The following is a 13683-nucleotide window of genomic DNA, read 5'->3' as shown; positions in this document are numbered from 1 at the left end:
GATGGCTGCCGACCCATCAGGAACGGCCGGGCAGGGACCCGGCCAACAGTCCGGGGACACCGCCCCTGCCTTGATCTTTCGCCTCAGCCAGGTGGACGGGAGCATGCTTCCACAGGTCGGAGGCAAGGCAGCCAACCTCGGTGAGCTGATAGCAGCCGGGTTGCCCGTGCCGGACGGGTTCTGCCTGACCACAGCGGCCTACCGGGAGGCCACCAGGACCGTGCAGGACGGCGCGCTCGCAGAGCTGGGCAGGCTCCAGGCTGTCCTTCCCCCGGGAACGCCCGGCGGGACCACGGAACTTGCCGGGATGGCCGGCGAAGCACGCGAGTCCATCCGCGCCACCCCGGTTCCGCCGCGGATCGTTGCCGCCGTCGAGCAGGCATATGAGGCGCTGGGAAAAGCGGTTCCGGTGGCGGTAAGGTCCTCCGCCACGGCAGAGGACCTTCCGTTCGCGAGCTTCGCCGGCCAGCAGGACACCTACCTGAATGTCATAGGCATCGGCGCCGTCCTTGAGGCCGTGCGGGACTGTTGGGCATCCCTCTGGACAGACCGGGCAGTGGCCTACCGGGCCGCGCTGGGGATCAAGCCGCACGAAGTAGCCCTCGCCGTCGTGGTCCAGCGGATGGTTGACGCCCGGGCCGCCGGAGTGATGTTCACGGCCAATCCACTGACCGGCAGGCGCCGGGAAGCTGTCATCGATGCTGCCCCGGGGCTCGGCGAAGCGGTGGTTTCCGGAGCGGTCAATCCGGACCACTATGTTGTGGACACCGAAATGTCCCGGGTCCTCGAGCGGAAACTGGGGGATAAACGCCTCATCGCCCGGCCCCTTCCCGGCGGCGGAACCGAGGTACGGGACATGCCGGGCCAAGCGGACGCAGCCAGCCTTACCGACGAACAGGCCATTGGGCTTGCAGCCCTGGGCATGCAGGCTGAAAGGCACTTCGGTTCGCCGCAGGACACCGAATGGGCCATCGACACCGGCGGGGCGCTCTGGCTGACGCAGTCGAGGCCCATCACCACACTTTTCCCGGTGCCGGAACGCCAGTCCGGAGGTGGAGGAACCAGGGTGTACTTGTGCTTCAGCCTCGCCCAGGGCCTCACCCGCCCCCTCACTCCGATGGGCCTGGCTTCACTGCGGCTCGTTGCCTCTTCCGTGGCCAAAGCCGCAGGGTTTGCAGTCCCGGACCCCCGGCGCGGTCCACCACCGTATGCGGAGGCAGCCCAGCGACTCTACTTCGATCTCACAACGCCGGTCAGGAGCAGCGTGGGGCGGCGGCTCCTTCCACGGGTCTTCGACGTCATGGAAGCCAGGTCCGCCATGGTGCTGCGACAGGTCTTTGCGGACCCCCGGTTTTCGGTAACGCGCAAGACCCCGCTCGGACTCCTGCGCCATGTCCTGCCGGCAGCGGTGCGGGCCCGCGTCCCCGAGGCCGTGCTCCGGGGACTGTTCCGGCCCAAGGCGGCGCTGCGCCGGCTGGACCGCTTCACCCGGCAATTCGCCGAGGATCTCGAATTGGAGGCCGGGGCGGGACCCCTTCAGCGGCTCGACCATGCGGAGCGGCTCCTGGGCGGCCGGCTCTTTGCGGTGGTTCCCGCCATCCTGCCCTTGGCCGCGTTGGGATTCGCCATGCTGTGGCTGGCCGGAAAGCTCCTCGGCGGCCGGGACCGCTGGAAGGACCTGGAGAAGGTGCTTCGCGGCCTGCCGCGGAACGTGACCACGGAGATGGACCTGGACCTGTGGCGGCTTGCATCAGCAATCAGGGACGACCGCGAGTCACGCACGGCCTTGGCGGAAGGGCAGCCATCCGAACTGGCGGCGGAGTTCAGGGCCGGCAACCTCCCTGTCGTCCTGCACGCGGGCCTGGTGCGGTTCCTCGACCGCTACGGGCAGCGGGCCGTGGCCGAAATCGATGTGGGCATGCCCCGGTGGTCGGATGATCCCACGCACATCCTGGGTGTCCTTGCCAACTACCTGCGCCTCACTGATCCCGGCATGGCGCCGGACGTGCAGTTCAGCAGGGCGAGCGCCGAGGCAGAGGCCCAGGTGGAGCGCCTGGTTGCCGAGGCCCGGAGCCGCGGCAGGGTGCGCGCGCTGCTGGTTGCTGCCGCACTGCGCCGCACCAGGCTCTTCGCCGGGCTGCGGGAACTGCCCAAGTACCAGCTGGTCCTGGGCCTCGCCGAAGTACGCAGGCAGGTGGCCCACGTGGGAGCTGTGCTGGCATCCGCCGGCCAGTTGGAGCACCCGGACGATGTCTTCTTCCTCGATTTCGAGGAAGTCCGGCGTGCCCTGGACAGCGGGGACGCGAATGCAGCCAGCCAGCCGCGAAAGCTGCCCGGACTCGTCCTGGAACGGCGCGCCGCCTACGCCGGCGAACTTGGCCGGCGGCACGTCCCCAGGGTCCTGCTTTCGGACGGAACCGAGCCCGAAGTGCTCCATGCTGCGGCTGCCGGAGCGGCCGCCGGGGCCGGGAACGGCGCGCTGTCCGGCAGCCCCGCATCAGCGGGCTCGGCCACCGGTCCCGCCCGGGTAATTTTGGATCCCATGGGTGCCCGCCTTGAACCCGGGGAGATCCTGGTGGCGCCGTCCACCGACCCCGGATGGACCCCCTTGTTCCTGACTGCCGGCGGCCTGGTGATGGAAATGGGCGGGCCCAACTCGCACGGTGCCGTGGTGGCCCGGGAGTACGGCATTCCCGCCGTGGTGGGGGTTGCGGAGGCCACCTCGCGGCTTGCCACCGGACAAAGAATAACGGTCGACGGCGGCGCTGGAACCGTCGTGCCCGCCTAGCCCCCTGCGGGCCGCCCGGCACGTGTAGGGAGCGTTCCTGAGGCGTACCCTTGGATTATGGGCTCCAAGGACGGAGACGGCCGGACAATGAGCGGCCGGTATGCGCTACCCGGACGCGGCGAGGTCGCGGGACGCGGCATGAACCGGTCCTTTCTGCGCTGGGTTCCTGCCGCGGCCGTCCCTGCAGTGATCGCGGCTGGGGTGCTGGTGGGATCCTTCCCGGCACGGGCCGGCGATCCCCTTCCTGAGAAGACCCCGGCCGAAGTGATCGCCCTGCTCGGTTCCCACACCGCGCACACTTTTTCGGGCACACTGGAACAGTCCTCGGACCTGGGGCTGCCGGAGTTGCCGGCAACCGGTCCCACGTCCGGGCCCGCCTCGGCCGCCGGGGCAGCGTCCGCGATCGAGTTCCTTACCGGCCGCCACACTGCACGGGTCTTCGTGGACGGCAAGGACAAAGCACGCGTCCAGGTAGTGGACCGGCTCGCGGAACGGGACATCATCCGGCGCGGCAGTGACGTCTGGTTCTACTCGTCCAAGGACAATACTGCGGCGCACCTGGCACTGCCGGCCCATGCCAGCGACCTGCCGATGATGGACCCTGGCCATCAGCTTCCTGGCACTTCCCCCACTGATCATGTCCCGGACGGGATGCCCGTTCCGAAAACACCCCAGGAACTGGCAGGGAAATTCCTTGCCGCGGCGGACAGCTCAACTGCCGTGACAATCGGCCCTGACCTCAACGTTGCAGGCCGGCGCGCATACAACCTCGTCCTCGAGCCGCGCACGGAGGGAACACTTGTTGGCAAGGTAGCCATCGCCGTCGACGGGGAGAACGGCATGCCGCTCTCCGTGAAGGTCACCGCGCGCGGCGCGGAGGCGCCGGCGTTCAGCGCCGGATTCACCAGCCTCTCCCTGGAAGCCCCTGATGACGCCCTCTTCAGCTTCGTCCCGCCGCCGGGCAGCACGGTGAAGGAACTGCAGCCCCCGCATCCCACGCGCTGGCCACTCAGCTCCGGGTTGCCCGGCAACCCCGGAATGCGCCTCACCCCGGACCAGCTCGCCGCCGATGTCCAGGGCAAGGCCCGGCCCTACCTGACGGGGTCGGGCTGGGAGACCGTGGTGAAACTTCCGGCAGGAACCGAAGCCGGAACAACCCTTAGCCAGGTGCTGGCGCAGAATCCGGTGCTGGCCCAGGCCGCCGTCGTTGTTCCTGGCGGGCGGGTGCTCTCCACTGCACTGTTCACCGTCCTGCTCACCGACGACGGCCGCATCTATGCGGGCATGGTTCCGGCGGGCACACTGCAAGCCGCATCCTCGGCCCCGTGACGGGCGCATCAGGGCTTCGTGGACCCTGGGCGTACGGCCTGACCATCGAAACACGGGGATTGACAAAGCATTTCGGCCAGCAGGTAGCCGTGGACAGCCTGGATCTTGCCGTGCCGCCTGGTGCCGTCTTTGGCTTCCTGGGGCCCAATGGCTCCGGAAAGACAACCACCATACGGATGCTGCTGGGCCTCGCGGCCGCTTCCGCCGGCACGGTCAAACTGCTCGGAAAGGAGATGCCGGGCAGTTTCCAAGATGTCCTGCCGCGCGTTGGGGCGCTCGTGGAGGGGCCGGCCTTCTACCCGTTCCTGTCCGGAACGGCGAACCTGCACCGGCTCGATGCCGCAGGCCGGCACGCCGACCCCGCAACGCGAAAGGCAAGGGTGGGCACGGCGCTGGAACGGGTAGGGCTCAGCCATGCCGCCGGCAAGCGTGTCCATGCCTATTCGCTGGGCATGAAACAACGGCTGGGGATCGCCAACGCCCTGCTGTCGCCCCGCGAACTGCTGGTGCTGGATGAGCCCACCAACGGCCTGGACCCACAGGGCACACGGGAAGTGCGGAACCTGGTACGGTCCCTGGCAGCTGACGGAACCACCGTTTTCGTCTCCAGCCACCTGCTGGCCGAGGTGGAACAGATCTGTACCCATGCCGCCGTCATGAGTGCGGGCAGGCTCGTTGCCCAGGGTCCCCTTTCGGACCTGCGCCGGTCAGGCAGTTCGCGCATGCGCCTGGTGACCCCGGACGCGGGCCAGGCATCCACCGTCCTGGTCCGGCTGGGGCTGGCCCCGGAGGAAGGACCGCCCCAGCCGGACGGGCAGGTGCTGACGGCCGACCTTGCCCGCAACGGCATCGGAGCGGCACACCCTGCCCCGGAGGAGCTGGTGGCCGCGCTGGTGCAGGCGGGCGTCCGGGTCCGCGGCTTTGCGGTGGAACGGGAGAGCCTCGAGGACCGGTTTGTCGCCTTGACCGGGGAGGGGTTCGACGTTGCCCAGTAGCGTGCCGGACCAGGACGTGCCGGACCAGGACCAGGAAACATCCGCCGGGGCCGTGGCGCCCCCGCGCGGAGCCGGCTGGTCTCTTCTCGGCTCGGAAATCGCGGTGCTGTTCCGGCGCCGGCGAACCTGGGCCCTGCTGCTGGCACTGGCCGCCCTCCCGGTCCTGATTGCGGTGGCCGTCCGGGTCTCCTCGGCCGTTCCCCCCGGGCGGGGTCCGGCCTTCCTGGACCGCATTACGCAGAACGGCCTGTTCGTGGCGTTCACCGCCATGCTGGTGTCCGTCCCGCTTTTCCTGCCGCTCACGGTCGGGGTGGTGGCGGGCGACACCATCGCAGGCGAGGCAAACCTGGGAACGCTCAGGTACCTGCTGGTTGCCCCGACGGGCCGTGTCCGGCTGCTCCTGGTGAAATACGCCGGCGCGCTGGCCTTCTGCCTCACTGCGCCGGTCACGGTGGCCCTCGCCGGGGCCGCCATCGGGGCAGCGCTTTTCCCCGTGGGGCCGGTGACCCTGCTGTCAGGGGACGTCATCCAGCCTTCGGAGGCCGCGCTCCGCCTACTCCTGATCGCCGCATACCTGGCTGTCTCCCTGGCCGGGCTGTCCGCGATTGGGTTGTTCCTGTCCACCCTCACCGTGGTTCCGGTGGGTGCCATGGCCGCCACGGTGGTGATCTCCGTGGTGTCCCAGGTCCTCGACCAACTGCCACAGCTCGAATGGCTGCACCCGTGGCTCTTCAGCCACTACTGGCTGGGCTTCGGGGACCTGCTCCGCCAGCCCGTACTGTGGGACTCGTTCGCCAGCAACGCACTGCTGCAGGCGGGATACGTGGCCGTGTTCGGCGCGCTCGCCTACGGCCGGTTCGTCACCAAGGACGTCCTGAGCTGAACTGCGCGCCTTTGGTAGCGGCCGGCCTAGTACCGCGCGGCGTACGGGTAGAGCTGCATCCCGGCCATGGCGCTGAGCTGGGTCACCCCGATGCCCTCCTGCGGGTTCAGCGCGTGGACCACCTGCCCGTTCCCCAGGTAAATGGCTACATGGTAGAAGTTCGACGGCGAGCCCCACACCAGCAGGTCCCCGCGCCGTGCCTGGGAGAGGGGTACGTGCGTGGAGGCGGATGCGTACTGCTGCGCGGCCGTGCGCGGAAGGTTCTTTCCGGCGGCGGCGAACGCCGCCTGCACCAGGCCTGAGCAGTCAAAACCGTAGGGGCCGGTTCCGCCCCATTGGTAGTAGTAGGGCGCGCCTACCTTCCCCAGGGCGGCCGAGATGGCCGCCTCATAGGTTCCTCCGCCAAGGGACGGGGCGGGTGCCGGGGCGGGGGCGGGTACCGCGGGGGCTGGAGCCGGGGCGGGGGCGGGTACCGCGGGGGCTGGAGCCGGGGCGGGTGCCGGTGCAGCGGGCGGGGCGGGCGCCGGCGCTGGAGCCGCCGCGGGCGGGGGAGCCGCGGGAGCGGGAAGTGCCGGTGCCGCCGGTGCTGCAGCGGCAGGCCGGTCGCCCGCGGTGGTCCGCTGCTCCGGGGCTGCCGCCTCTGCCGCCGCTTTTTCGGCCGAAGCCGCCAGTGCCGCCAGCCGGGCCTCTTCCCGTTGCCGGTCCAGGGCGTCCACCCGGGCCGATTCCAGTGCCACAGTGGTGTTCCGGAGTTGGGCCAGCTGGTCCACCAGGACAGTGCGCTGTGCCTTGGCGTCCGCCACTGCCTTGGCGGAGGCTGCGTTGGCTTCGTCAGCCTGGGACTTCCGGGTTTCGGCTGTTCGGGCGGCCTCGTCCGCGGCCTTCGTGGCTTCTTCTGCTGCCGCGGTCAGGGAACGTGTTGCTTCGGCGGCGGCGTCTGCAGCCTCAAAGGCCCGGCTCCGGCTGGCCGAGAGCGCCTGGAGGGTGGCTGCCTGCTGAAGGGTTTCTCCGCCGCCGCTGGCCAGCGTGCCAAGCGTGGGGTTCAGGCCGCCGTTGCGGTAGAGGTCGCCGGCCAGCTGCCCCACCTGCCTGCGGGTTTTGTCCTGCTGCTCCTGCGCTGTCGCAGCCCTGGCTGACGCCGCTGCCGCTGCGGAGCTGCGCTGCCGCAGCTCCACCAGGGCTTCGCCGTAAGCGTTGTTGGCCTGCATTGCCACGGCAAAAGCGGCCTGCCGGGACTCAGCGGCGGAGCCAAGGATCCGTTCGATCACTGCCACCTGGTCCGCGGCGGCGGCCTCGTTTGATTTCGCTGCGGCGATGTCGTCCGCCGAGGGGACTTCCGGCGAGGCCGGGATGGAAAAAGAGGGCCGTTGCGGGGCGGGCAGCGCGCCTGCGGGCGCTGCCGCAGTCCCCACCATCACGACGGCGGCACACACCACGGCGGACTTGCCCAGGGTAGTGCGAAGCGACTTGCGAAAGGAATTGTTTGAAACCATCTGCAGGAACCTCGAAGCGGTAGGGCTGGAGGTCCTGGTGGAGGCACAACAGCGCCCCTCTGATGCCCGCCAGCAGTCCGAGGTTACGCGACCCCTTGCACTTTGGCAACAAGAGTCACATCACTAACATAAAACACATCAGTGTCATTTGACCGGACCCGCGGAACGGCGTGTCGCGTCGGACGTTCCGGTTAACCCGGTGGCATGGCGTGGCTAGGCGTGCTGATGGGCCTCGTGCTCGGAATGCGTGGCGGGTTCCAGCTGGAAGGTGCAGTGGTCCGTGTCGAAGTGCGAGCCCAGGCAGGTGACCAGCTTGTCCAGAAGCTGGTCCGCGCCGCGTGCGTTGAGCACCCCGTCCTCCACCACCACATGCGCGGAAAAGACCGGAACGCCGGATGTGATGGTCCAGATGTGGATGTCGTGCACGTCCGTGACGCCTTCGACGGACAGGATGTGCTCACGGATCATCTGAACTTCCACCCCCTTGGGGCTGGCCTCCAGAAGCACATCCACCACGTCGCGGAGCAGCGACCAGGCCCGAGGCAGGATCAGCAGGGCGATCACCACGGAAGCGATGGTGTCCGCGGCCTGGAAACCGGTCAGCATGATCACCACGGCGGCAGCAATGACAGCGAAGGATCCCAGCAGGTCACCCAGCACTTCCAGGTAGGCGCCGCGCACATTGAGGCTCTCCTGGTGGGCGCCGTGCAGGATCAGGAGGGAGGCCACGTTTGCTGCCGCGCCGAGGATGGCGGCGAAAAGCATGATGTTGGTCTGCACCTCCGGCGCCGCGCCGATCCGGCGCACCGCTTCGGTGAAGATGACAACGGAGATCACCACCAGGATCAATGCGTTGGCCAGCGCGGCAAGCACCTCTGCTCGCTGGTAGCCATAGGTTCTCTGGTCGCTGGCAGGCCGTCCCGCTATCCACGCGGCCAGCAGGGCGATCGTCACGCCCGCCGCGTCAGAGAGCATATGGCCCGCATCGGCCAGCAGGGACAACGATCCGGAAAGGACGGCGCCCACCACCTGGACCAGGACCACGGCGAGCGTGATCACCAGGACAGCCACCAGCCGTTTCCGGTGCCGGCCGGTCGCGGTGATTCCGTGGGTGTGGCTGTGGTCGTGTCCCATGCCTACAAGGCTAGCCCCAGCCGAGCTCGTGCAGCCGGTGGTCGTCTATCCCGAAGTGGTGGGCGATTTCGTGCACCACTGTCACCGCAACTTCGTGGATGACGTCCTCCCGTGAGGAGCAGATCTCCAGGATGGGTTCGCGGTAGATGGTGATCCTGTCCGGCAGCGAGCCGGCGTCCCACCAGGAATCACGTTCGGTCAGCGGCACGCCTTCGTAGAGCCCCAGCAGGACCGTGTCCGGGTCCTCTCCGGGTTTTGGCACGTAGTCGTCCTCGATGAAGACCGCCACATTGTCCATGGCGGCCGCCAGCTTCTCCGGGATGCTGTCCAGGGCGTCCTGGACGGCGGCCTCGAACTCGTCCTCGGGCATGGTGAAGCGAAGGGGCTCGCTGGGGCCTTCAGGAACGGTCGGCAGTCCCGGCGGCAGGCTGGCTGGCATACCTGGATTCTAGCGGGAAGCGGACGGCCCGGCCCCGCGTGCAGCCTTGCTCCTGCGCCGGGTCAGACCCACGCCAACCAGGCAGACCAGTCCGCCAACCAGGCCCAGGACGCCGGGAATTTCACCGAGCAGCAGCCAGGAAATCAGGATGGTGGTTCCGGGCACCAGGTACGTGGTGGCGGCCAGCTTCCCCGCATCCACCAGTGAGAGCGCGTACGCCCAGGTGGTGAAGGCGATCGCTGTTGGAAAGACGCCAAGGTAGGCGAGGCCCCAGGTTGCCTGCGGCGGCGCGGCCTGGACCTCGGCTATGAGCTGGCCGGTAAAGGGCAGGCAACACACCGCGCCCACAAGGATCCCGAACCAGGTGGCTTGTGCTGCAGGAAACTTCCGCAGCACCGGCTTCTGGATGATGACGCTGACTGCGGCGAGCACGGCGGCAAGGAGGCATAGCAGCACGCCTGCCACGTCCGCCGTCGTGCGTTCCCCTGGCGCGGAAGCCTGGCCGGAGCCGAAGGCGATCAACGCCACCCCGGCGAAGGCAACCAGGCTCCCGATGAGCAGCCACCGCGGGAAGCCTTCCTTGAGGAAAATGCCGGCCATGATGGCCACCAGGATGGGGTTGACGTTGATCAGCAGGGCGCTGGTGCCGGCATCAAGGATGTGCTCTGCGGCGTTCAGCGCCGCGTTGTACCCACCGAACCACATCACTCCGTAGGCGAGGATGGGCCACCACTCCCTTCCCCGGGGCAGCAGCCTGCTCTTCAGCAGTTGGGGGAGGACCAGCAGGGCCAGTACGACGGCGGCAATCACCAGCCGGCCGAGCGTCAGGGAGCCGGGGGAAAAGTGTGGGCCTATCGCCCAGATACCCACAAAGGCCGATGCCCAAAGGACTACGGTCACCACCATGGCGGCCACTCCGAGAGCCTTCACCCGGGCGGCGGCGGCTTGGGGAGGTGCAGTGGCGGCAGGGCTGGCGGGGCTGGTTGAAGGCATGAAGCAAATCTAGCCGCGGGCAGGCAGCACTGGCTGGCGGAAATCGGCCATGTCTGGGCAACTTCCTGCCAAAAAGGCGGGCAGCCGTGCAGCCCCGCGACACGGCGCCTCGGCTAGGATGCGGTTTATGGTCTCAAGCCCGGCTCCACCCCGCGATTCTGCACGCCTTGCCAGGAAGGTGACCTGGATCGTCCTCGCGCTGATCGTGGCGGGCTGTGCTGCCTGGTACTCGGTGCTGACGCTGGGGAAGTCACCGGAATCCGCCTCCCAGCCAGGCGGCTCCCAACAGCTGGTCCGGACGGACAGCCACCGGTTGACCAGCCCGGCGGTGGAGAAGGCGCAGCTCGTGGAATTCCTTGATTTCGAATGCCCGTCCTGTGGCTCCATCCATCCGGTGGTGGAGGAATTCAAGGCAGAGTTCGGCGACAGGATCACGTTCGTCCACCGGCACTTCCCCCTGTCGGCCCACCCGAATTCGGGGCAGGCGGCCCTTGCTGCCGAGGCCGCCGGCCAGCAGGGGCAGTACCAGCAGATGGCCGACAGGCTGTTCGAAACCCAGTCCCAGTGGGCCGGGAACCAGCAGTCCCAGGCCCCCCTCTTCCGCACCTACGCCGAGCAGTTGGGGCTGGACCTTTCCCGCTTCGATGCCGCCGTCGCCGACCCCGGGACGGAGGAGCGCATCCTGGCCGACGTTGCGGACGGCAAGGCGCTCGGCGTGACTGGAACGCCCACCTTTTTCCTGGACGGCGAAAAGCTCACGCTCACCACCAAGGCCGATTTCCGGCAGAAGCTCGCCGACGCCGTTAAGTAGGACCCGTTCGGCCAGGCCTACCGGGCGCCCGCCCATTCCAGCAGGCGTTCCACCGGCCAGGTGGTGATGATGCGGTCAGCGGGGACCCCGTTCCGCTCGGCACGCTCCGCTCCGTACTGCAGGAAATCCAGCTGGCCCGGCGCGTGGGCATCGCTGTCGATCGAGAACAAGCAGCCGGCCTCGAGCGCCAGCTGGATCAGCGCGTCCGGCGGATCCTGCCGTTCCGGCCGTGAGTTGATCTCGACTGCCACGTTGTGTTCAGCGCAGGCGGCGAACACATCCTTGGCATCGAAGTCCGACGGCGGCCGCGTCCCCCGGGACCCCTCGACGAGGCGCCCCGTGCAGTGGCCAAGGATGTTGGTGTGCGGATCCTGGATGCCGCCGAGCATCCGCCGGGTCATGGTCCGGCTGTCCGCGCGGAGCTTTGAATGGACGCTGGCCACCACAATGTCCAGGCGGTCCAGCAGTTCCGGTTCCTGGTCCAGGTCCCCGGACTCCAGGATGTCCACCTCGATGCCGGCCAGCAACCGCACAGGGTTGGCCGCCCGGGCGTCATCGACCGCGGTGCGGATGCCGTCGTTGATCGCGTCCACCACGTCCAGTTGCTGCAGGAGGCGCTCCGCCGAGAGCCCGTTCGCGATGGTGAGGTTGGGGGAGTGGTCCGTCAGGGCAAGGTATTCCCTGCCCAGCACCCCGGCGGCCGCCACCATCAGCTCGATCGGGGAGCCGCCGTCGGACCATTCACTGTGGCTGTGCAGGTCGCCCCGCAGGGCGTCCCGGATGGAGGCCCCGGCGGAAGCCAGCGGCCGGGCGCCCTTCTCGCGGAGGTCGGCGAGATAGTCCGGGACCTCTCCCTCTACCGCCTGCCGGATCACCTGGTACGTCCGGTCGCCGATGCCCTTCATCGACTTCAGCCGGCCGTTGCGCGCACGCTCGGCCACTTCCTCCGGCGGCAGCGGGCTGATGGCCGCGGCCGCCTTGCGGAACGCCTGGACCTTGAAGGTGGCGGCGCGTCCGCGCTCCAGCCAGAAGGCAATCTCGTTGAGCGCTGCTACGGGATCCATCCGTCCATCTTGGCCCGTCCAGCCCGCCCGGCGGCGGTGTTTTGGCCGATTTTGGATAATTCCTGCCTAGGCCCTATAGTTTTAGAGTCCAGTTCGGAGAAACGCAAAGGACAAAGACGGAAAGCCTCGCTTGACGCCTTTTATTTTGTTCCGAACGGGTTCTGGCCCCCATCGTCTAGCGGCCTAGGACACCGCCCTTTCACGGCGGCGGCACGGGTTCGAATCCCGTTGGGGGTACGCAAGGAACTGGTCAGGCAGGCAGAAAATGTCTGGTAGGCTGGAAGCCTTGAAAAAAGCGGTAGAGATACCGCGGAAGCAAGAAACGCAAGGCCCTGTAGCGCAGTTGGTTAGCGCGCCGCCCTGTCACGGCGGAGGTCGCGGGTTCAAGTCCCGTCAGGGTCGCTCTGATTGTTGGAAGCAATTCCGGCTCTCATGGTGACTAGTCACCTAGGCTCTGTAGCTCAGTTGGTAGAGCGTTCGACTGAAAATCGAAAGGTCACCGGATCGACGCCGGTCGGAGCCACCACTGGGAAGCATCAGTTCTTCGGAACTGGTGCTTTTCTGCTTAACGGCAGCCCCTTAACGCTTGCCCCGATGTTCCAATCTTGCTCCGATGTGCCCGGCCCTGTCCGCGGGGCCCCGCGGGTCCTGCCTTCTGCCGTAAGCCCCGGCCAAGGGATAGGGTTGGGAGCAACAGAAGGGGGAGTGCCTGATGGAATACCAGAACCCACAACCCGAGGCGGCCGTCCCGGGCCGCGCCGTGCCGGCCCCGGTCCCGGCGTCCGCGCTGGGCCGCACCGTGATCTCCGAAACAGCAGTGGCCAAGGTGGCGGGGATCGCCGCCCGTGCCGTCCCCGGGGTCTATTCCCTGGGGTCCGGACCGTCACGCGCACTGGGCGCCATCCGGGACGCCGTCGGCAGTTCGGACCATGCTGCCGGGGTGCATGCGGAAGTCGGCGAAACCCAGGTGGCCGTGGACATCAGCCTGGTGGCAAGCTACGGGACTCCCCTCCACTCCCTCGCAGACCAGGTCCGGGCCGCCGTCTACCGCGCGGTGGAGGAACTGGTGGGACTCCAGGTCATCGAGGTCAACGTGGAGGTCACTGACGTCTACGTGCCGCCGCCCGTAAAGCCAACTACCCCCGGCCCTACCGAAAGGGAGGCACTGCTGTGAACCTCACCGTAGCCGGTATGGCGATGGGCGCGTTCGTCGCCTTCATGTCCCTGCAGTTCGGCCTGTGGGGCTTCCTCATATCCCTGCTCTTCATGGCGGTCGGGGCGCTGCTGGGCCGTGCCGCGGAGGGCAAACTGGACCTGCGCGGCGTGCTGGATGCCATCATCGGCCGGCGCTCATCCTCATGAGTTCGCCCGCGCCGGCCGTGCGGGCGCAGGTGCTCAACGGCCATAACCGGATCAGTACGCAGGCGCTGACGAGCCTCGCAAAGGCGGCCGCTGCCCAGGCCCTGGGCGTCGACGCCCAGGACGTCAGGGCGGACTGGACTGACGACGACGGCCTGCTGGCACTGTCCCTCGTCGCGCCGATCAGCGCACCGCCGCTGCGGGCGGCAGCCCTCGACCCCAACCGGGTGGAGGCCTTCGGAGGCTCCATCTGGGACCGTGGCGTCAGCGCCAAAGCCCACATCCTTGCTACAGTGGCCGAGCTCAGCGGCGCACAGCTGAGCCGGGTGGATATCAGGATCAGCGGCGTCAGGATCAGCCAAGGGGGGCGGGTCCAGTGAACCGAACCCGGCAGG

The 13683-nt window shown here is 68.2% G+C and carries 13 protein-coding genes and 3 tRNA genes; 11 read left to right on the top strand and 5 right to left on the bottom strand.

Annotated elements, in window-relative coordinates; translation table 11 throughout:
- Window position 1 precedes the first annotated feature (1 nt).
- Genes ACQ3DC_RS11230 through ACQ3DC_RS11215 form a run of 4 tightly spaced genes read left to right on the top strand, consistent with a single transcriptional unit; the run spans window position 2 to window position 5995 of the window.
- Window positions 2-2788 (top strand): PEP/pyruvate-binding domain-containing protein, encoded by a 2787-nt coding sequence (locus ACQ3DC_RS11230; RefSeq protein WP_430752245.1) that lies wholly within the window; start codon window positions 2-4, stop codon window positions 2786-2788.
- 57 nt (window positions 2789-2845) lie between these two features.
- On the top strand, window positions 2846-4117 hold the full coding sequence (locus ACQ3DC_RS11225; RefSeq protein ID WP_430752244.1) for a LolA family protein: 1272 nt from the start codon (window positions 2846-2848) through the stop codon (window positions 4115-4117).
- Between the two features lie 59 nt (window positions 4118-4176).
- Window positions 4177-5112, top strand: coding sequence for an ABC transporter ATP-binding protein (locus tag ACQ3DC_RS11220; protein WP_409339703.1), 936 nt, complete (start codon window positions 4177-4179; stop codon window positions 5110-5112).
- The gene (locus ACQ3DC_RS11215) at window positions 5102-5995 is read left to right on the top strand and encodes an ABC transporter permease (protein WP_421093033.1); all 894 of its coding nucleotides are present in this window, start codon (window positions 5102-5104) and stop codon (window positions 5993-5995) included. The genes ACQ3DC_RS11220 and ACQ3DC_RS11215 overlap by 11 nt, the downstream gene beginning before the upstream one ends.
- A gap of 26 nt (window positions 5996-6021) precedes the next feature.
- Here ACQ3DC_RS11215 and ACQ3DC_RS11210 read toward each other — a convergent pair whose 3' ends face one another.
- The 4 genes from ACQ3DC_RS11210 to ACQ3DC_RS11195 all read right to left on the bottom strand — a co-directional run bounded on the left by ACQ3DC_RS11210 (window position 6022) and on the right by ACQ3DC_RS11195 (window position 10054).
- A complete protein-coding gene (locus ACQ3DC_RS11210; protein WP_430752243.1) occupies window positions 6022-7488 on the bottom strand; it encodes a C40 family peptidase in 1467 nt (488 codons plus the stop codon).
- 213 nt (window positions 7489-7701) lie between these two features.
- Window positions 7702-8622, bottom strand: a complete 921-nt coding sequence (locus ACQ3DC_RS11205; RefSeq protein WP_430752242.1) for a cation diffusion facilitator family transporter — start codon at window positions 8620-8622, stop codon at window positions 7702-7704.
- Between the two features lie 10 nt (window positions 8623-8632).
- Window positions 8633-9061, bottom strand: a complete 429-nt coding sequence (locus tag ACQ3DC_RS11200) for a metallopeptidase family protein (RefSeq protein WP_157239432.1) — start codon at window positions 9059-9061, stop codon at window positions 8633-8635.
- Window positions 9062-9070: 9 nt separating this feature from the next.
- Complete coding sequence (locus tag ACQ3DC_RS11195; RefSeq protein WP_430752241.1) at window positions 9071-10054, bottom strand: DMT family transporter; 984 nt, start codon at window positions 10052-10054, stop codon at window positions 9071-9073.
- Window positions 10055-10181: 127 nt separating this feature from the next.
- On the opposite strand from ACQ3DC_RS11195, the gene ACQ3DC_RS11190 reads away from it, so the two are divergent.
- Window positions 10182-10865, top strand: coding sequence for a DsbA family protein (locus tag ACQ3DC_RS11190; protein ID WP_323057756.1), 684 nt, complete (start codon window positions 10182-10184; stop codon window positions 10863-10865).
- Window positions 10866-10882: 17 nt separating this feature from the next.
- On the opposite strand, the gene ACQ3DC_RS11185 is transcribed toward ACQ3DC_RS11190, so the two are convergent.
- Entirely contained in the window at window positions 10883-11929 is a 1047-nt protein-coding gene (locus tag ACQ3DC_RS11185) for a PHP domain-containing protein (RefSeq protein ID WP_430752240.1), read from the bottom strand.
- Window positions 11930-12093: 164 nt separating this feature from the next.
- On the opposite strand from ACQ3DC_RS11185, the gene ACQ3DC_RS11180 reads away from it, so the two are divergent.
- From ACQ3DC_RS11180 to ACQ3DC_RS11155, 6 genes are all read left to right on the top strand, one after another.
- A tRNA-Glu gene (locus tag ACQ3DC_RS11180) sits at window positions 12094-12166 on the top strand.
- 91 nt (window positions 12167-12257) lie between these two features.
- Window positions 12258-12331, top strand: a tRNA-Asp gene (locus ACQ3DC_RS11175).
- A 48-nt stretch (window positions 12332-12379) separates the two neighbouring features.
- Window positions 12380-12455, top strand: a tRNA-Phe gene (locus ACQ3DC_RS11170).
- A 186-nt stretch (window positions 12456-12641) separates the two neighbouring features.
- Window positions 12642-13103, top strand: coding sequence for an Asp23/Gls24 family envelope stress response protein (locus ACQ3DC_RS11165; RefSeq protein WP_430752239.1), 462 nt, complete (start codon window positions 12642-12644; stop codon window positions 13101-13103).
- Complete coding sequence (locus tag ACQ3DC_RS11160; RefSeq protein ID WP_104996645.1) at window positions 13100-13291, top strand: hypothetical protein; 192 nt, start codon at window positions 13100-13102, stop codon at window positions 13289-13291. Before ACQ3DC_RS11165 ends, ACQ3DC_RS11160 begins: the two co-directional genes overlap by 4 nt.
- Window positions 13288-13668 (top strand): hypothetical protein, encoded by a 381-nt coding sequence (locus ACQ3DC_RS11155; RefSeq protein WP_430752238.1) that lies wholly within the window; start codon window positions 13288-13290, stop codon window positions 13666-13668. Before ACQ3DC_RS11160 ends, ACQ3DC_RS11155 begins: the two co-directional genes overlap by 4 nt.
- Window positions 13669-13683 lie beyond the last annotated feature (15 nt).

The organism is Paenarthrobacter sp. NEAU-H11 (assembly GCF_050573415.1).
Taxonomy (GTDB): Bacteria; Actinomycetota; Actinomycetes; order Actinomycetales; family Micrococcaceae; genus Arthrobacter.
The sequence above is the reverse complement of the archived record's forward strand: the minus strand, read 5'-3'. Positions and strand labels throughout refer to the sequence as shown.

Bases quoted from the DNA above. Each gene is read 5' to 3' on its own strand.
- ACQ3DC_RS11230 (WP_430752245.1), top strand. From the start codon at position 2: ATGGCTGCCGACCCATCAGGAACGGCCGGGCAGGGACCCGGCCAACAG.
- ACQ3DC_RS11225 (WP_430752244.1), top strand. From the start codon at position 2,846: ATGGGCTCCAAGGACGGAGACGGCCGGACAATGAGCGGCCGGTATGCG.
- ACQ3DC_RS11210 (WP_430752243.1), bottom strand. From the start codon at position 7,488: ATGGTTTCAAACAATTCCTTTCGCAAGTCGCTTCGCACTACCCTGGGC.
- ACQ3DC_RS11205 (WP_430752242.1), bottom strand. From the start codon at position 8,622: ATGGGACACGACCACAGCCACACCCACGGAATCACCGCGACCGGCCGG.
- ACQ3DC_RS11200 (WP_157239432.1), bottom strand. From the start codon at position 9,061: ATGCCAGCCAGCCTGCCGCCGGGACTGCCGACCGTTCCTGAAGGCCCC.
- ACQ3DC_RS11195 (WP_430752241.1), bottom strand. From the start codon at position 10,054: ATGCCTTCAACCAGCCCCGCCAGCCCTGCCGCCACTGCACCTCCCCAA.
- ACQ3DC_RS11190 (WP_323057756.1), top strand. From the start codon at position 10,182: ATGGTCTCAAGCCCGGCTCCACCCCGCGATTCTGCACGCCTTGCCAGG.
- ACQ3DC_RS11185 (WP_430752240.1), bottom strand. From the start codon at position 11,929: ATGGATCCCGTAGCAGCGCTCAACGAGATTGCCTTCTGGCTGGAGCGC.
- ACQ3DC_RS11165 (WP_430752239.1), top strand. From the start codon at position 12,642: ATGGAATACCAGAACCCACAACCCGAGGCGGCCGTCCCGGGCCGCGCC.
- ACQ3DC_RS11155 (WP_430752238.1), top strand. From the start codon at position 13,288: ATGAGTTCGCCCGCGCCGGCCGTGCGGGCGCAGGTGCTCAACGGCCAT.